The sequence below is a fragment of the Sphingomonas sp. genome (assembly GCF_042091075.1).
In the GTDB taxonomy this organism is placed as follows: domain Bacteria; phylum Pseudomonadota; class Alphaproteobacteria; order Sphingomonadales; family Sphingomonadaceae; genus Sphingomonas.
This window is the reverse complement of the sequence record NZ_JBELIE010000005.1, coordinates 11,663-28,766: the sequence shown is the minus strand read 5'-3', so window position 1 is coordinate 28,766 and position 17,104 is coordinate 11,663. Positions and strand designations below refer to the sequence as shown.

Below are 17,104 nucleotides of genomic sequence, written 5' to 3'. Positions count from 1 at the left end.
TCCTGTCGAAGGGCGCGCGGGTTCGCCCGGCAGGCGGAGACCTGTATCCATGGCCAATGTAGCAGTCATCGGCGCGCAATGGGGCGACGAAGGCAAAGGCAAGATCGTCGACTGGCTGGCCGAGCGCGCGGATGTCGTCGTCCGCTTTCAGGGCGGGCATAATGCCGGGCATACGCTGGTCGTCGGCGACAAGACCTACAAACTGTCGTTGCTGCCGTCGGGGATCGTGCGCGGCACGCCATCGGTGATCGGTAACGGCGTGGTGCTGGATCCCTGGGCGCTGAAGGCCGAGATCGAGCGGCTGGCGGAACAGGGTGTCGTCGCCACGCCGGACACGCTGCGCATCGCCGACAATTGCGCGCTGATCCTGCCGTTCCACCGCGATCTCGACGGCCTGCGCGAAGATGCGAGCGGGGCGGGCAAGATCGGCACGACGCGGCGTGGCATCGGCCCCGCATATGAGGACAAGGTCGGGCGCCGCGCGATCCGCGTCTGTGATCTGGCGCATCTCGACGATCTGGGACCGCAACTCGACCGGCTGACCGCGCATCATGACGCATTGCGTGCCGGTTTCGGCGAAGCGCCGATCGACCGTGCCGCGCTGATCGCGGAGCTGCGTTCGATCGCGGCGTTCGTGCTGCCCTTCGCCAAGCCGGTGTGGCGTGATCTGAATGCCGCGAAAGAGGGCGGCAAGCGCATCCTGTTCGAAGGCGCGCAGGGAGTGCTGCTCGATATCGATCACGGCACCTATCCATTCGTCACGTCCTCCAACACGATCGCTGGCACCGCGGCGGGCGGGTCCGGGCTGGGGCCGTCGGCGGTGGGCTTCGTGCTGGGTATCGCGAAGGCCTATACCACCCGCGTCGGCTCCGGCCCGTTCCCGACCGAACTGGAGGACGATACCGGCGAGCGGCTGGGGGTGCGCGGGCATGAATTCGGCACCGTCACCGGGCGCAAGCGTCGGTGTGGCTGGTTCGATGCGGTGCTGGTACGGCAATCGGCGGCGGTGGGTGGTATCACCGGCATCGCGCTGACAAAGATCGACGTGCTCGATGGGTTCGACGAGGTGCGGATCTGCACCGGCTACCGCCTGCGCGGAGAAACGCTGGATTATTTCCCGGCACATGCCGCCGATCAGGCGCTGGTCGAGCCGATCTACGAGGTGATGGAAGGCTGGCAGGATTCGACCGCCGGCGCACGTAGCTGGGCCGATCTGCCCGCGCAGGCGATCAAATATATCCGTCGCGTCGAGGAATTGATCCGCTGCCCGGTGGCGCTGGTGTCGACCAGCCCCGAGCGCGACGACACGATCCTGGTACGCGATCCGTTCGCGGACTGAAGCACGTCGATAGCGCATAAGAAAACGGCCCCGGGATCGCTCCCGGGGCCGTTCGCTTGTTGCCGTGCGGTGCTTAGCCCTGCGGCGGAGTCGTCCCGGTGGTCGGCCCCGCAGTCGGCGGAGTCATCGTGCCGCTGGGATCGCTGCCCATCGGATCGGTACCCATCGTCCCGGTCGTCGTCGCCGAGCCGCTGGGCGACATCGTGCTGCCGTTCATCGTGCCGGTGGTCGAACCGCTCGCGCTGCCACGAGTCCGGTTGCTGCGAGAGCGCGTCGTCGTCCGGTCACGCCCGCTGGTCGCCGATGTGGCGGTCGGGCTGGGGGATTGCGGGCCCGTCTGCATCCCGGTGCTTCCCGTGCTCATCGATCCGGCGCCGCTCTGGGTGCCCATCGTGGAGCCAGCGGTGCCCGTCCCGGTCGTCTGCGCCGTGGCGGCTGCCGGCAACAAAAATGCTGCCGTCGTCATAATGATCATCGAACGCATGATAGTCTCTCCTGCTGACCTTAAAGTTTTCAACAGATTAACCCTATGCGTCGTTCCATAACCTGACCTGCGTCAGCCCTTTAAATCTCTCGCTTCGTCGTGGAACCTCTTTGGCGGTGGTGATGGGCAGTGTCACGATCGGCGGATGTCACCCGCATTGCGCGCGGTGCAATAGCGCCTGATCCGCCAGCACCAGCGCGACCATCGCTTCCACCACCGGCACGCCACGGATGCCGACGCAGGGATCGTGCCGGCCCCGCGTCGCGATCTCGGTGGCCTCGCCGGTACGGGTGACGGTCTGCACCGCGGTCAGGATCGAGCTGGTCGGCTTGAAGGCGACACGCAGCGTCACCGGCTGTCCGGTGGCGATCCCACCGGCGATCCCCCCGGCATGATTGGCAAGGAATGCGGGCCCGTCGGCACCGGGGCGCATCGCGTCGGCATTCTGCTCACCAGACAGGGCAGCCGCGCCGAAGCCGTCGCCGATCTCGACGCCCTTGACCGCATTGATGCTCATGCACGCCGCCGCCAGCTCGCTGTCCAGCTTGGCATAGAGCGGCGCCCCCCAGCCGGCGGGCACCCCGGTCGCCCGGCACGCGACGACCGCGCCCAGCGACGACCCCGCCTTGCGCGCGGCATCGACCGTCGCCTCCCAGCGGGCGGCGGCGGCGGCGTCGGGGCAGAAGAAGGGATTGGCGTCGATCTGCGCCTCGTCGAAGTTCGCGGGGTCGATCGTGTCGCCGCCGATCGCCTCCACCCAGGCGCGCACCGTTACCTGTGGGATCACGCGCCGCGCCACCGCGCCCGCCGCCACCCGCGCCGCCGTTTCGCGCGCGGAGGATCGGCCGCCGCCGCGATAATCGCGGAAGCCGTATTTCGCGTCATAGGCGTAATCGGCGTGGCCGGGACGATAGGCCAGCGCCACCTCGGCATAATCCTTTGACCGCTGGTCTGTATTCTCGATCATCAGGCTGATCGGCGTGCCGGTCGTCCGCCCCTCGAACACGCCCGACAGGATCCGTACCTCATCCGGTTCGCGCCGCTGCGTCGTGAAGCGCGACTGGCCGGGGCGGCGCTTGTCGAGCCACGGCTGGATATCGGCCTCGGTCAATTCCACCCCCGGCGGGCACCCGTCGACCACCGCGCCCAGCGCCGGCCCATGGCTTTCCCCCCAGGTGGTGAAGCGAAAGACGCGGCCGAAAGTGTTGAAGCTCATGCGTATGGATCCGAACAATTCATCAGCGATACGATGTCGCGCCAGCGTGACATGTGCCCTGTGCCAGAACTGACGCGCGCGCGACAGGGGCGTCGATGACGGCGCGGGGCGCGGCAAACGTCCAGCGTATCGCCGCGCTCAGCCCAGTGCGGCGAACGCTGCCGCATGGCGCGCCGCACCTCGCGCTCCGCATGGCATCAGCCCGCCCTGCAGCGGCAGTGCCATCAGATAGTCGCCGGCATAGGGAGACGCGAACTGGCGCGCGAAATCGGGGTGAAAGCCGAAGCGCCGGTAATAGGCCGGGTCGCCCAGGACGAAGCACAGCACCACACCGGCCTGCTCCAGCCGCTCCAGCCCCGCCTGGATCAACGCTTCCGCGACGCCGTGGTGGCGGTAAGCGGGGGCGACCGCGACCGGGGCGAGCGCGACCGCCGCCACCGCCTGTCCGGCGACATCGACCGTCATCCGGCTGAACGCGACCGCGCCGACCAGCGCGTCGCCGTCATCCTCGTCGGTGGCGACCAGCATCAGCACCATGTCGCCGTCGATGCACAATCGCCGCACCAGATCGGCTTCCTCGGCACGGGCGACGCTGGCGCGCAACAAGCCGTCGATCGCGGCGACATGCGCCGCACCGGCGGGACGGATCGCGATCGTCATCGCCGGCGTCTCAGGCGAGCGCGATGTCCGGCGCATCCTCGGCCTTCATGCCGATCACGTTATAGCCGGCGTCGACATGATGGATCTCGCCGGTGACACCGCTCGACAGGTCGGACAGCATGTACAGGCCCGCACCGCCGACATCGTCGATGGTCACCGTCCGGCGCATCGGGGAGTTCAGTTCGTTCCACTTGAGGATGTAGTTGAAATCGCCGATGCCGCGTGCCGCCAGCGTCTGGATCGGCCCGGCGGAGATCGCGTTGACGCGGATATTCTCCGGCCCGAGATCGACCGCGAGATATTTCACGCTGGTTTCCAGCGCCGCCTTGGCGACCCCCATGACGTTATAATGCGGGATCACCTTTTCGGCGCCGTAATAGGTCAGCGTCAGGATCGCGCCGCCCTCCGGCATCATCGCGCGAGCGCGCTGCGCCACCGCCACGAGCGAATAAGCGGAGATGTTCATCGTCAAAAGGAAGTTGTCGAGCGTGGTATCATAGAATTTGCCGCGCAGCTGCGACTTGTCGGAAAAGCCGATCGCATGCACCACGAAATCAATCGTCGGCCATTCCTTCGCCAGTTGGGCGAAAGTGTCGTCCAGCGCGGTCATGTCGGCGACGTCGCAATCGTAGAGCCGCGCCACGCCGAGCTGCTCCGCCAGCGGGCGCACCCGCTTTTCCATCGCCGCGCCCTGATAGGAGAAGGCGAGTTCAGCCCCCGCCTCGCTCAGTTTTCTGGCGATGCCCCAGGCCAGCGACTTGTCGTTCGCCAGCCCCATGATGAGCCCCCGCTTGCCCGCCATCAATCCGTTCACGCCGATACCGCCCTTATGGTTTACGTCTCTATTGTTACGGACCCCTCTACTACCGGTTCCGGCGGCTCCGCCAGTGCCGCGTTCAGGTGTGCACCGAAAACGAGGCCCAGACCGATCAGATAGAAGAACAGCAGCATCACCACTACCCCGGCGAGGCTGCCATAGGTGAGATCGTAGCCGCCGAGCTGCGCGAGGACGAGCGGCAGGGCAGCGGTCATGCTGACCCACCATAAGGTGGTGAACAGCGCGCCGGGCCATTTGCGGCTGTGCGTGCGACGGTATTTCCCGGGGGTTACCGAATAGAACAGCATGTACAGCGCGCCGAACATGATCACCGCGGGCACCAGCCGCGCCAGCCCCAGCCAGCTTGCCACATCCTGGGCGAGCGGCAACAGCCGGTAGATGAACTGCTCCGCCGCGGTCAGCACGCCCTGCACCAGGAACGAGACCAGCGCGATGATGACCGACGCGATGATCGCGAGGCTCAATCCCAGGCGCGCGCGCCACAGCGATTGCGTGCTCTTCGTGCCATAAGCGCGACGGAAGATGTCGCGGATCGTCTCGGCAAAACTGCCGACGGTCCACAGGCCGACCAGCGCGCCGAGCCATAGCAGCGACCCGGTGCGCGCCGCCAGCACGTCCGCGATCGGCTTGCGCAGAATATCGGCGACGTTCGGCGGCAGCACCGACAGGAAGCTGCTGACCGCATGCTGCACCTCGTTACTCTGCCCGAAGACGGAGGCGATCGCGGCGGCGACGATGAAGAAGGGAAACACCGTCATCAGCGCCAGATAGGCAAGGTTGCCGGCGTGCATGAAACCGTCGTTATAGACGCCCAGCAACGCCCGTCGGGTTACATCCCATGCATGCAAAACCGGCCGAACGCGGGCGCGTTGCCGGTCCAGCCGACGGCGCGCCGCGCCACGGTGGCGGCCACGATCCTCGGGAGTAAGTGCCGTCCACCCATCAGTCACGCCGGATCAGACGCCCATCGCGGCGCGCGGGTTCCCCCCGCCTTCCCAATCGGCGACAAAAGCCTGCAGCGCGGGATCGTTCGCGGGCACGTCGACCACCAGCGTGACGAGCTGATCGCCGCGTTCCCCGCCCTTGCGATGAAATCCTCTTCCCTTCAGCCGCAGCGTCTTGCCCGAGGTGCTGCCGGCGGGGACGGTGATCATCACCGGATTTTCCACCGTCGGGCATTTCACCTTGCCGCCCTGCACCGCCTCGCGCAGCGTGATCGGCAGGTCCAGCCGCACATCGTCACCGTCGCGGGTGAAGAAGCGGTGCGGCTGCACCTCGATCGTGACGATCGCATCGCCCGCGCCGCCCGGCCCGGCCTCGCCCTTGCCCGACAGGCGCATCTGCGTGCCGGTATCGACACCGGCGGGCAGCTTCAAATCGATCGTGCGGCCGTCGCCCAGCGTCACCCGCTGCGGCGCGAGCGCGGCGGCGTCGACGAAGGGCACCTGCAGGCGGTAGCCGACATTGGCGCCCTTGGGCGGCGGTGCGCCGCGCCGCCCGAAACCGCTGGCAAATCCGCCATTGCCACGCCCGCCGAACAACCCTTCGAAGATATCGGACATGTCGGCGCCGTCACCACCGAACTCGAAATTCTGCGGGCGAAAACCGCCAGCGCCGGGACGCGCGCCGCCAGCGCCGGGGCCGAAGCCGAACGGCGCGGCCGGATTGCCGTCACCATCGATTTCGCCGCGATCGAACCGCGCGCGCTTGTCCTTGTCCATCAACAGATCGTATGCCGAAGTCACCTGCGAGAAGCGTTCGGCGGCCTTCGGATTGTCCGTGTTGCGATCGGGATGCAGCTCCTTCGCGAGCTTCCGATACGCCTTCTTGATGTCCGCTTCGCTGGCGCTGCGTGCCACGCCCAGCGTCGCATATGGATCGGCCATATTATCCCCGGTTGGTGTGTTACCCGCCTATGTGGGGCGATCGTTGTCGCAGTGCAATCATCGCGGCTCGTCCAGCGGCGCGACGTCGACGCTGACCTCCATCGATTGCGCACCCGATCCCAGCACGACGCCGTCGACGGGCGCGATCTCCGCATAATCGCGGCCCACCGCCATGACGATATGGTCGCCGGCCATCCAGATGCCGTTGGTGGGATCGACGCCGACCCAGCCGCGCGCCGGGCCGCACCACAACAGCACCCAGGCATGGGTCGCATCCGCCCCGACGAGGCGCGGCTCGCCGGGCGGCGGGATGGTGCGGATATAGCCCGAGGCATAGGCGGCGGGCAGCCCGGCGGCACGCAGGCCGGTGATCATGATCTGCGCGAAATCCTGACACACGCCACGCCGCTGCCGGAATGCCTCGTGCGGGGGGGTGTCCACCACCGTGGCGGTGGAATCGAACGCAAAGTCTCGCTGGATGCGCTGGGCCAGCGCGATCCCGGCCTCGAGCGCGTTGCGCTCTGGCGACAGGTCGGGCGCGCAATAGGCGGCGATTTCGCGGTCGAGCGGGATCAGCGGGGAGGGGAAAAGATAGGGCGCGGGGCTGGCGGCGGACAGATCGTTCGAGGCGCGTGCCCATGCCGCGATATCGCCCAGCGTCGGATCGCCCGCATCGGGCACGGGAACGAGCCGGTCGACGGTCATCCGTGCGACGCTCTCGATCGTCAGCCGGCGCACCGGCTCGGACACGACCAGCCGGGTGACATGCGCCAGCCCCGCCTCCGCCCGCGCCGGGGTCGCCCGCCCGGCGGGGGAGACGATCAGTTCGTAGTGGTCGAGCTTCTGCCCCGGCCAGTCGATCGGCCGCAACCGCAGGTTGCAGCGCACGAACTTGACCGAATTGCCATAGTCGAAACGGGTGATGTGGCGGATGTCGTAGCGCATGATGGTCAGTCGCGATCGGCTGTGCCGGGCATGCCCGGGCATGCCACGCGCGACGAAGGGAAGGGCGCCGCGCTCACGCCAGCGTCAGCCCGCCCGCGCGCAGCGGCTCCGCGCCCTGCAGGAAATAGCGTCGCGCGATCGCTTCGGAGAGCCGCGCGAGGCGTCGCTCCACTTCGCCCAGCATCGCGGCGTCGAGCGTCGTGGCCTGCGCGGTCGCCACCAGCGCGTGGATCCCGGTCGCCTCGATCTGTTGCGGTTCGGCCATGCCGTCGTCGTCGAGAACAGGCAGCTTCGCCAGATGCTCGCGGATCGCATCGACCTGGAACGCCAGCGCGCGCGGATTGCCGGGGTCGAGCACGGTCAGATCGACCACCGGGACGCGCGCGATCCCGGTCAGATAGCGTTGGCGATAGCTGATCTGGCTGTCGGCAAGATCGAGCAGCGTCGACAGATCGTCGAGCGATGCGCCCGCCATGCCGAACGCGCGGGCGGCGCGCGCGGTCGCCTGGCCGCGTTCCACCCGGCGCCCCAGATCGAGGAACCGCCAGGCGGCGGTGCGGCCCATATGTTCCGAGGACAGGCCGGCGATCGCGGCATAGCGACGTTGCAGCGATCCCGCCCGATCGAGCATGCCGCGATGCGCGGGGAAGGGCGCGTCGAGCAGGCGGACCATATCCGCCGACAGCCGGTCGCGCGATCCGGCCGCGATCCGCGCCGCATGCGCATTGATCGCGGCGACCGACTGCCACGTATCGCCGGTCGATTCCATCGCGATGCGCGCAAACTGCGTCAGGTCGGCGCGGCGCAGGCTGTCGGGGCGCGGGGCGGCGTTGCTGGCGACGATCTCCCCCACCAGTCGCCCGACCGTATCCGATCCCAGCGCCGCGCCGGCATCGGCATCGATCGAATTGCCCAGCATCACGCGGATGATCGCCAGCAACGCCTCGCCGCGTTCCAGATACCGCCCGAGCCAGAAGAAATTGTCCGCCACCCGGCTGGGCAGCGTTCCCGGATTACGGCGGACGTGCAGCGAATCGGCGGCCGGCAGCAGCGACATCGGGGCGACCGGATCGCTGCCATAGACGCATACGTCGGCGGACCATGTGCCTTCGCCGAGCACCGCGGCGCGGGGATCGGGATGCTCGCCGATCCGCGCGAAGCCGCCCGGCATCACCTGCCACGCGCCAGCCGCGTCGCGCGCGGCGAACACCCGCAGCGTGAAGGGGCGCGGCTCCAGCCGGTCGCCGATCACCACCGGCATCGTCGAGAGCCGTACCACTTCCTGCCCGACATAATCCTGCGGGCGCCGCGCCAGATCGTCGATGAAGGCGGCGCGGGCGGCGGCGTCGAGATCCGCCCCGGCGACGGGCCGATCGCCCGGCAGACCCAGCGTCCGCGCGCCGAATGCGCTGGCGAGCAGCATCGAACCGAATTCGGCCGCGACATGCGCCGCCTCGACCGGCTGGCCACACCACCAGGTGGCGATATTGGGCAGGATCAGGTCGGCGCCGGTCAACCGGGTCGCCAGCTGCGGCAGGAACGCCGCGAAGGCGGCGCTTTCCAGCACGCCGGCGCCCGGCGCGTTGGCGAGCACGACATTGCCCTCTGCCCAGGCATCGATCAGGCCCGGCACGCCGATCCGGGAGGTGGAATCGAACGCCAGCGGATCGAGCAGGCGCGGATCGAGCCGCCGCCACAACGCATCGATCCGTTTCAGCCCGCCGATCGTCCGAACGTATAATTTGTCGTCCAGCGCGGCGAGATCCTCGCCCTCGACCAGCAGGAAACCGAGGTAGCGCGCGAGATGCGCCTGTTCGGCGTAGCTGGGATTATAGCGTCCCGGGGTGAGCAGCCCGATGCGCGGATCGGCGCGGCGGCAGGCGGCCGCCAGGCCGTCGCGGAACGCGGCGAAGAAGGGGGCGTGGCGACGCACGTTGAGCCGCGACTGGAGGCCGCCCAGCGTGCGGCTGATTGCCAACCGGTTTTCCAGGGCGTAGCCGGCGCCCGTCGGGGTGCGCAGCTGATCGGCCAGGACGCGCCACTCCCCGGACGGCCCACGCCCCAGGTCGATCGCCACGAAATGCAGATGGCACCCGCCGGGCGGCTCCTGTCCCACCATCGGCCGCAGGAAAAAGGGGCTGCCCGCCACCACCGCGGCGGGCAATTGCCCGCGCGATACCAGCGTCGCGTCGCCGTACAGATCGCGCAGGATCGTTTCGAGCAGCTCCGCGCGCTGGATGACGCCGCGTTCGATCGTGCGCCATTCCGCCGCCTCGATCAGCAGCGGCACCGGGCTGAGCGGCCAGGGCCGTTCGGCTTCCTCGCCGATGATGCGAAAGCCCGTGCCGATATCGGCGGCATGGCGCTGCACCCGTTCGCGCGCATGGCCCAGATCGTCGCCCGCGACCGCGGACAATTCCTCCAGCATCGCGCGCCAGGCGGGATCGGCGGGATCATGGAACACGTCGGCGGCGCCACCGCCGCGGGCATGATCCGCCGCCCAGCGAAGCGCATGCGCAGCGGCATCGGTGTCAGCAGGTTGGGTCGCCACGCACTCCCCCTCAACTGGCGGCCAGCGACCCTAGGCGATGCTGCGATGCAAGACAAAGGTTTTGCAGGGGGCTTATGGGGTGCGCGATCCGGGCGCGCGGGCCTACAGATCCGGCAGCGTCTGATCCGCCACGCCCCACCCCTGCAACGCGCGGGATGTCGCGCGCGCCAGCAGATCGTCGAGATCCTCGACATGCCATCGCGCGGCGGTGTCAAGATCGCGCAACTCGCTCCATGAAACCGGCGCCGCCACCGGCGCGCCGGCGCGCGCGCGGGCCGAATAAGGCATGATCGCGGTCGCGCCGCGCTGATTGCGGAGCCAGTCGATGAAGATCCGCCCCTTGCGCTTCGCCTTGGCCATCGTCGCGGTAAAACGGTCGGGCTCCGCCTGCGCCAGTGCGCGCGCGAACCGATCCGCGAAATCCTTGACGGCCGGCCAATCCGCGCGCGGGGTGAGCGGCACCACGACGTGTACCCCCTTGCCACCCGACAGCAACGGAAAGCTGACCAGCCCCAGTTCGGCGAGCTGCGCCTTCAGATGCTCGGCGGCGCGCTTGGTATCGGCGAAGTCCAGCCCCTCGTCGGGATCGAGGTCGAAGACCAGCCGGTCCGGGCATTCGAGCGCATCGACCGTCGCGCCCCAGCCATGGAATTCGATCGTCCCCATCTGCACGCACGCCACCAGCCCGTCGGCGCTGTCGAGATAGAGATAATCCTCGGTCGACCCGTCCTTTTCGCGGATCGGCACGCGATGCACCTGCTCGCCGAACGACCCCGCGTCATGCTTCTGAAAGAAGCATTGTTTGCCGCGCCCCTGCGGGCAGCGGACAAGGCTGATCGGGCGGCGCGCGACCCATGGCAGCATGATCGGCGCGATCGCGGCATAATAATCCGCGAGTTGCCCCTTGGTGACCTTGCTGTCGGGAAAGATCACCCGATCGCGGCTCGACACCTTGACCGCGCTGGCGGGCGGCGTCGCGGCCGAGGAAGGAGCGGGGCGTTCGAGCGTGACGTCGCTGGCGGATTTGTCGCCACGCAGCCCCAGGAAGCTCGGATGCCGCAATACGCCATCGGGGGTCGTTTCGGTAAAGGCGATCTCGGCCACCAGCCGGGGTGTTACCCAATGTGCGCCGCGCACCGCCGCGCGCGGCGCCGCGACGGTCGCGGTCTTGCGGGCAAGCCTGTCGAGTTGCGTCCGCAGATCGTTCATCAGCTCGGCGGAGAAGCCGGTGCCGACCTTCCCCGCATATCGCAGCGCGCCGTCCTCGTGCACGCCCAGCAGCAGCGAGCGGAAGCCGCGCTTCTTGTCCGACGGAAGCCATCCGACGATGACGAATTCCTGCCGGCGTGTGCATTTGATCTTCAGCCACGCCTGCGTGCGGCGGCCGCGATAGGGCGCGTCGGCACGTTTCGACACGATCCCCTCAAGGCCTTCGTTGCACATCGTCTCGAACAGGCGTTCGCCCGCGCCGACGACATGCTCGGCGAACTGCAGCCGCGGCGCCGCGTTCGCGAGAAGGGGCCGCAATCGTTCCTTGCGATCGATATTGGGCAGCGCGCGCAGATCTTCGCCATCAAGCTCCAGCACGTCGAACGCAAACAGGGTCATGTCGCCGCCGCCGGAGATCGCGTCCTTCAGAGTCGAAAAATCCGGGCGCCCGTCGCGAAAGGCGACGATCTCGCCGTCGATCAGCGCGCTGCCCACCGGCAGGCGCGCGGCAGCGTCGGCGATCGCGGCGAATTTGTCGGTCCAATCGAGCCCGCTGCGGGTGAACACGCGCGCCTTCCCACCGCCGATCGCGATCAACGCGCGATAACCGTCGTATTTCACCTCGTTTAGCCACTCGCTGCCGCCCGGTACGGCGTCGACGAGGGTGCAGAGCTGCGGCGCCTCGAACGGGGGAGGGGATGAGGGTGCCGGTTTCGATTTTGCCTTGCCACGCCCCGGCGCCTTCGTCGTGGAGGCGCGGGCCGGGGCACCCTTCTTGCCCTCGGCGATTTCCTGCATCGTCCGCCCGCTCGCCACGCTGGTCAGCGCGCCCTCGGTCAGCAGGTCGGTCGGCCCCGCGAAGGCATCGTCGATCTTGCGTAGCAGCCAGTTCTCACGCTTTTCCTTGCCGCGCGGTTTCAGCCTGATCAGCAGCCACTCGCCCTTCATGCGCTCGCCATCGAGGACGAAATGCAGATGGCCCTTGTCGATGTCCTTCGCGCTCTTGCCCTTGATCGGCGCCCAGGTACCGCGATCCCACAGCATCACCGTGCCGCCGCCATATTCACCCGCGGGGATCGTGCCCTCGAACGTGGCATAGGATAAAGGGTGATCCTCGGTGCGCACCGCGAGCCGCTTCTCAGCCGGGTCGAGGCTGGGGCCGCGCGTCACCGCCCAGCTTTTCAGGACGCCGTCCACCTCCAGCCGGAAGTCCCAGTGCAGCCGCGTCGCATCGTGCTTCTGCACCATGAAACTGTTGCCATGTCCGGGCGCCAGTGTGCCCGCCGGTTCGGCGGTGCGGGAGAAATCGCGCTTGGCGTTATAGGCGGCAAGCGGATCGGTGGCGCTTTCCATTGCCGGTCAGGCGCTTTTCTTCGCCGGAGTTTTGGCGGGCGTCTTGCGCGCGGCGGGCTTTTTCGCGGGCGCCTTCTTGGTCGACGCGGCGCGCGTGGCGGTGGCATTCCCCGACTTTTCCATCGACTTCTTGAGCGCGGCCATCAGGTCGACCACGTTGGAGCCCGATCGCACGGGTCCGTCGTCCTTTTCCTCGATGATCTTCTTGCCATGCGCCTTTCGCTTGCGCTCGATCAGCTCCTTCAGCGCATCGACGTAGCGATTGTGAAACTCCTTGGGATCGAACGCGGCGGCCTTCTTCTCGATCAGCGCCTCGGCCAGATCGAGCAGCTCGGGTTCCGGCTTGTCGTCGGGGATGTCGCGGAAATAGCCCTGCGCGCGATGCACCTCATCGGCGTAGCGCAGGGTTTCCAGCACCATGCCGCGGCCGCACGGTTTCAGGCTGACGATATATTCGCGTCCGCGCATCGCCAATTGCCCCAGCCCGACTTTCTTCGTTCGCCGCAGCGCCTCGCGCAGGACGATAAAGGCTTCCTCGGCCAGATCATCGGCGGGGATGACGAAATAGGGCTTTTCGTAATAAAGAACGTCGATTTCGTGAGCATCGACGAACTGCGTGAGTTCCAAGGTCTTCTTCGACTCGAGCTTGACCGCGTCGATCTCGTCCTGGTCGAGCAGGACATATTCGCCTTTCTCTACCTCGAAGCCCTTGATGATCTCATCGGCGTCAACGGGGCCGATACCGGGTGCGACCTTTTCATATTTGATCCGCTTCCCCGAAGGTTCGTGAATCTGGTGAAAGCTGATCTGCGCGCCCGATCGCGTCGCAGAATAGATCTCCACGGGGATCGATACGAGCGCCAACCGGATCTGCCCCTGCCAATACGCGCGCGCCGCCATCGCCGTGCCTCTCGTTGCGAAGCCGATTCAATCCATTGAAACAGGGGGAGTTCCGTTCAGGGCACGGCAGCCGGATGGTCGCGGGCGATATCGTCGCCGATCGGCCGCCGATCGTATCACGCACGTCACGTGCACATGACGTCGGCCAATCGTTATATCACGCCTGCAGGTGACGGCGTGCGCGGGGGGCGGTATGGGGGCGTCATGGCCGACGATCCCTTCCTGCTGTTCGATCATTGGTATGCCGAGGCGCGGGACAGCGAACCGAATGATCCCAATGCGATGGCGCTGGCCACCGTCGATGCCGCCGGCCAGCCCTCGCTGCGCATGGTGCTGCTGAAAGGGCACGGGCGCGACGGCTTCGTGTTCTACACCAATCGCGGCAGCCGCAAGGCGGACGACCTCGCGGCCCAACCGCGCGCGGCGTTGCTGTTCCACTGGAAATCGCTGCGGCGGCAGGTTCGAATCGAAGGCCCGGTCGATATCGTCGGCGATGACGAGAGCGACGCCTATTTCGCGACCCGGTCGCGCGATTCGCAGCTCGGCGCATGGGCCTCGGAGCAATCACGCCCGCTGGATGCCCGTGCCACATTCGAGGCGCGCTTCGAGGAGATGAAGGCGCGCTTTGACGGACAGGACGTCCCGCGCCCGCCGTTCTGGGGCGGTTATCGCGTCACGCCGGAACGACTTGAATTCTGGCAGGACCGCGCGCACCGTCTGCACGAACGTCGCCTGTTCCTGCCCGCTGCGGGCGGCGGCTGGGATGAGGGATTCCTGTATCCATGACGCAGGACGAACGCCGCCGTGTGATTCCAATGGCGATGCGCGCCGCGCTGGCCAGCGTGGCGATGGCGTGCTCGCTGTTGCTCATCAAGGGCTATGCCGCCCTTCATACCGGCTCGGTCGCGATGCTGGGCAGTCTGGCGGACACCGGGCTCGATCTGCTCGCTAGCCTCGTCACGCTGTACGGGGTCAAGCTGGCGGCGGAGCCGGCGGACCAGGATCACCGTTTCGGGCATGGCAAGGCGGAGGCCCTGGCGGCGCTGTTCCAGGTGGTGTTGATCACCGCCTCCGCGATCGGCATCGCGTGGCGTGCGGTCGAACGATTGTCGGCGCCGGCGGTCAACGACGATGCGGCTCTGGGCATCGGCGTGTCGGTCGCCGCGATCCTCGCCACCTTCGCGCTGCTGGCCTATCAGCGTCACGTAATCCGGCGTACCGGCTCGGTCGCGATCCTGGCGGACAACGTCCATTATCAGTCCGACGTGCTGCTGAACGTGGCGGTGATCGCGGCGTTGGTGCTGGAGCAATATCTCGGCGTGGCGGGCGCCGATCCGATCTTCGGCATCGCGATTGCCGGCTGGCTGGCGTTCGGTGCCTTCTCGGCATCGAGCCAGGCGATCGACATGCTGATGGATAAGGAGTGGCCCGAGGATCAGCGCGCCGCCTTCATGGAGGTGGCCGCGCGGCAGCCCGGTATTCGCGGTATCCACGACTTCCGCACCCGCCGCGCGGGCAGCCATGAATTCGCGCAATTCCATATGGAGGTCGATCCGGAATTGTCGGTGCGTGACGCGCATCATATCGTTGAACAGGTCGAGGGGGCGTTACGTGGCGCCTTCCCGCGTGTCGAAACGCTGATCCACCTCGATCCGGAAGGGCATGTCGACACCGACAATCCGCTGGTCGAGGCGGATGTGACGCCGCACTGGTTTTCCAAGCGCGTCTGATCGGCGCCATCACGAACGGAGTGGCGCGCGTGCGCATATCCTTCACGCAGGTCGACGCCTTTGCCGATGCGCCGTTTGCAGGCAATCCCGCCGCGGTGATGCCGCTGGCGCAATGGCTCGACGATGCGATGCTGCAGCGGATCGCGCAGGAAAACAATCTGTCCGAAACCGCCTTTCTGGTGGCGGATGCCAGCGGTGCGGCGGATTACGAACTGCGCTGGTTCACCCCGGCGGCGGAGGTCGCGCTGTGCGGCCATGCGACGCTGGCGAGCGGGCATGTCGTGCTCGCCTCCGATTCGACGCGCGACCGCGTCACCTTTCGCACGCGGCAGGCCGGGCTGTTGTCGGTCGCGCGCGCGCCGGGGGCGGGAACGGGTTATGAGATGGCGCTGCCCGCCTGGATCGCGCAGCCCAAAGCCATCCCCGAGATCGTCGCCGCGCTTGGCGTGGAGCCGGTTGAGACGCTGTGGCACGACAAGGGCTATGCGCTGGTGGTGGTGCGCGACGAAGCGGCGGTGCGTGCGGCCGCCCCCGATCCGGCGAAGGTCCGCGCGCTCGGCCCCTATGTGCTGATCGTCGCGGCGCGCGGCGATTCGGCCGATGTCGTCAGCCGCGTCTTCACGCATTATTTCGACATTCCCGAGGATCCGGTGACCGGGTCGGCGCATGCGGTGCTGACGCCCTATTACGCCGGGGTGCTCGGCCGCGACAGCTTCAGCGCGTTTCAGGCGAGCGCGCGCGGCGGTCGCATCGGCTGCCGTCTGGCGGGCGATCGCGTGTATCTGCGCGGGCAGTGTGTGACGGTGATCGAGGGCGCGTTCCTGCTGCCCTGACCCGCGCGGTAGCGACGTCGGTGTTACGCGGCGGCCAGCGCGGGTTGCGTCGTCGCGATCCAGCCGCCGCCCAGCACGCGCTCGCCATCGTACAGCACCGCGGCCTGGCCCGGCGCGACGCCATATTCGGGGGCGGCGAACTCCAGCAGGTCCCCCGTTATACGCGCGGGCACCGGCTTCGCCATCGAGCGCACCTTCGCCGTCAGCGCGCCGTCGAGCGGGCCCAGCACGTTGAGATCGTCCAGCCGTGCCGCCGCCACCGCCAGCGCGGCACGCGGGCCGACCACCACGCGCTGCGCCTGCGGATCGAGCCGCACTACATAGAGCGGCTCGGGCGTGCCGCCGATCTCCAACCCGCGACGTTGCCCGACGGTATAATGCACCAGCCCGCGATGCTCGCCCAGCTTGCGCCCCGACAGATCGACGATATCGCCGGTCGCCGCCGCCTCGGGACGCAGCTTCTTGACGAGTGAGGCATAATCGCCGTCGGGCACGAAGCAGATATCCTGGCTGTCGGGCTTGTCGGCGACGATCAGCCCCATTTCGGTGGCGAGTTCGCGCACCCGCCTTTTGGGCAGCCCGCCCAGCGGGAAGCGCAGGAAATCGAGCTGCGCGCGGGTGGTCGCGAACAGGAAATAGCTCTGGTCGCGGGCCGGGTCGAGGGCGCGATGCAGTTGCGGGCCGTCCGTCCCGACGACCCGTCGCACATAATGGCCGGTGGCGAGGCAGTCCGCACCCAGATCGCGCGCGAGGGCGAACAGATCGGTGAATTTCGGGCCCATGTTGCATTGCACGCACGGGATCGGGGTGCGCCCGGCAAGATATTCGTCAGCGAACCGATCGACCACCTGCTCGCGGAAGCTTGATTCATGATCGAACACATAATGGGCGATGCCCAGCCGATCGCATACCGCGCGCGCATCACGGATGTCGCGGCCCGCGCAGCACGCGCCGGCGCGCCGGGTCGCCTCGCCGTGATCATAGAGTTGTAGCGTGACGCCGATCGTCTCCGCGCCGCTCGCCGCCGCCAGCGCCGCGACCACCGAGCTGTCGACCCCGCCCGACATCGCCACCACGATGCGCCGCGCGCCCGTCGGCAACTGAAAATCCACCATGTCCATGATGGGCTCTTTTACCGTGTCGGCATGGTCACCGTAAAC

The 17,104-nt window shown here is 67.7% G+C and carries 15 protein-coding genes; 5 read left to right on the top strand and 10 right to left on the bottom strand.

Features of this window, described 5'->3' with window-relative positions; genetic code table 11:
• The first annotated feature begins 49 nt into the window (after positions 1–49).
• Both ACFDSW_RS01130 and ACFDSW_RS01125 read left to right on the top strand, forming a co-directional pair.
• Positions 50–1,339 carry an adenylosuccinate synthase gene (locus ACFDSW_RS01130; RefSeq protein ID WP_375248428.1) on the top strand — a complete coding sequence of 430 codons (1,290 nt, stop codon included), beginning with the start codon at positions 50–52 and terminating at the stop codon, positions 1,337–1,339.
• Between the two features lie 128 nt (positions 1,340–1,467).
• Positions 1,468–1,884 (top strand): hypothetical protein, encoded by a 417-nt coding sequence (locus tag ACFDSW_RS01125; protein ID WP_375248427.1) that lies wholly within the window; start codon positions 1,468–1,470, stop codon positions 1,882–1,884.
• Between the two features lie 87 nt (positions 1,885–1,971).
• Here ACFDSW_RS01125 and aroC read toward each other — a convergent pair whose 3' ends face one another.
• The 9 genes from aroC to ACFDSW_RS01080 form a co-directional block, all read right to left on the bottom strand.
• Positions 1,972–3,039, bottom strand: a complete 1,068-nt coding sequence (gene aroC, locus ACFDSW_RS01120; RefSeq protein ID WP_375248426.1) for a chorismate synthase — start codon at positions 3,037–3,039, stop codon at positions 1,972–1,974.
• Between the two features lie 138 nt (positions 3,040–3,177).
• Positions 3,178–3,699, bottom strand: coding sequence for a GNAT family N-acetyltransferase (locus tag ACFDSW_RS01115; protein ID WP_375248425.1), 522 nt, complete (start codon positions 3,697–3,699; stop codon positions 3,178–3,180).
• A 10-nt stretch (positions 3,700–3,709) separates the two neighbouring features.
• Positions 3,710–4,513 (bottom strand): enoyl-ACP reductase FabI, encoded by an 804-nt coding sequence (fabI, locus tag ACFDSW_RS01110; RefSeq protein ID WP_375248424.1) that lies wholly within the window; start codon positions 4,511–4,513, stop codon positions 3,710–3,712.
• Positions 4,514–4,533: 20 nt separating this feature from the next.
• Entirely contained in the window at positions 4,534–5,328 is a 795-nt protein-coding gene (locus ACFDSW_RS01105; protein ID WP_375248423.1) for a YihY/virulence factor BrkB family protein, read from the bottom strand.
• Between the two features lie 165 nt (positions 5,329–5,493).
• The gene (locus tag ACFDSW_RS01100) at positions 5,494–6,423 is read right to left on the bottom strand and encodes a DnaJ C-terminal domain-containing protein (protein WP_375248422.1); all 930 of its coding nucleotides are present in this window, start codon (positions 6,421–6,423) and stop codon (positions 5,494–5,496) included.
• 57 nt (positions 6,424–6,480) lie between these two features.
• Positions 6,481–7,368 carry a transglutaminase domain-containing protein gene (locus ACFDSW_RS01095; RefSeq protein WP_375248421.1) on the bottom strand — a complete coding sequence of 296 codons (888 nt, stop codon included), beginning with the start codon at positions 7,366–7,368 and terminating at the stop codon, positions 6,481–6,483.
• 73 nt (positions 7,369–7,441) lie between these two features.
• The gene (locus ACFDSW_RS01090; RefSeq protein WP_375248420.1) at positions 7,442–9,919 is read right to left on the bottom strand and encodes a circularly permuted type 2 ATP-grasp protein; all 2,478 of its coding nucleotides are present in this window, start codon (positions 9,917–9,919) and stop codon (positions 7,442–7,444) included.
• 102 nt (positions 9,920–10,021) lie between these two features.
• A complete protein-coding gene (gene ligD / locus ACFDSW_RS01085; protein ID WP_375248419.1) occupies positions 10,022–12,481 on the bottom strand; it encodes a DNA ligase D in 2,460 nt (819 codons plus the stop codon).
• 6 nt (positions 12,482–12,487) lie between these two features.
• Positions 12,488–13,381, bottom strand: coding sequence for a Ku protein (locus ACFDSW_RS01080; RefSeq protein WP_375248418.1), 894 nt, complete (start codon positions 13,379–13,381; stop codon positions 12,488–12,490).
• Positions 13,382–13,585: 204 nt separating this feature from the next.
• Between ACFDSW_RS01080 and pdxH the strand changes: the two genes are divergently transcribed.
• The 3 genes from pdxH to ACFDSW_RS01065 are packed head-to-tail and all read left to right on the top strand — an operon-like array spanning position 13,586 to position 15,944.
• Positions 13,586–14,167: a pyridoxamine 5'-phosphate oxidase gene (pdxH, locus tag ACFDSW_RS01075; RefSeq protein WP_375248417.1), complete on the top strand. Its 582-nt coding sequence runs from the start codon at positions 13,586–13,588 to the stop codon at positions 14,165–14,167.
• Entirely contained in the window at positions 14,164–15,111 is a 948-nt protein-coding gene (locus ACFDSW_RS01070) for a cation diffusion facilitator family transporter (RefSeq protein ID WP_375248416.1), read from the top strand. The genes pdxH and ACFDSW_RS01070 overlap by 4 nt, the downstream gene beginning before the upstream one ends.
• A gap of 29 nt (positions 15,112–15,140) precedes the next feature.
• Positions 15,141–15,944, top strand: coding sequence for a PhzF family phenazine biosynthesis protein (locus tag ACFDSW_RS01065; RefSeq protein ID WP_375248415.1), 804 nt, complete (start codon positions 15,141–15,143; stop codon positions 15,942–15,944).
• A 23-nt stretch (positions 15,945–15,967) separates the two neighbouring features.
• Here ACFDSW_RS01065 and mnmA read toward each other — a convergent pair whose 3' ends face one another.
• Positions 15,968–17,065, bottom strand: coding sequence for a tRNA 2-thiouridine(34) synthase MnmA (gene mnmA, locus ACFDSW_RS01060; RefSeq protein WP_375248414.1), 1,098 nt, complete (start codon positions 17,063–17,065; stop codon positions 15,968–15,970).
• Positions 17,066–17,104: the final 39 nt, after the last annotated feature.

Coding starts and splice junctions, on each gene's coding strand:
- ACFDSW_RS01130 (WP_375248428.1), top strand. CDS start 50: ATGGCCAATGTAGCAGTCATCGGCGCGCAATGGGGCGACGAAGGCAAA.
- aroC (WP_375248426.1), bottom strand. CDS start 3,039: ATGAGCTTCAACACTTTCGGCCGCGTCTTTCGCTTCACCACCTGGGGG.
- ACFDSW_RS01115 (WP_375248425.1), bottom strand. CDS start 3,699: ATGACGATCGCGATCCGTCCCGCCGGTGCGGCGCATGTCGCCGCGATC.
- ACFDSW_RS01105 (WP_375248423.1), bottom strand. CDS start 5,328: ATGCACGCCGGCAACCTTGCCTATCTGGCGCTGATGACGGTGTTTCCC.
- ACFDSW_RS01100 (WP_375248422.1), bottom strand. CDS start 6,423: ATGGCCGATCCATATGCGACGCTGGGCGTGGCACGCAGCGCCAGCGAA.
- ACFDSW_RS01095 (WP_375248421.1), bottom strand. CDS start 7,368: ATGCGCTACGACATCCGCCACATCACCCGTTTCGACTATGGCAATTCG.
- ligD (WP_375248419.1), bottom strand. CDS start 12,481: ATGGAAAGCGCCACCGATCCGCTTGCCGCCTATAACGCCAAGCGCGAT.
- ACFDSW_RS01080 (WP_375248418.1), bottom strand. CDS start 13,381: ATGGCGGCGCGCGCGTATTGGCAGGGGCAGATCCGGTTGGCGCTCGTA.
- pdxH (WP_375248417.1), top strand. CDS start 13,586: ATGGCCGACGATCCCTTCCTGCTGTTCGATCATTGGTATGCCGAGGCG.
- ACFDSW_RS01070 (WP_375248416.1), top strand. CDS start 14,164: ATGACGCAGGACGAACGCCGCCGTGTGATTCCAATGGCGATGCGCGCC.
- mnmA (WP_375248414.1), bottom strand. CDS start 17,065: ATGGACATGGTGGATTTTCAGTTGCCGACGGGCGCGCGGCGCATCGTG.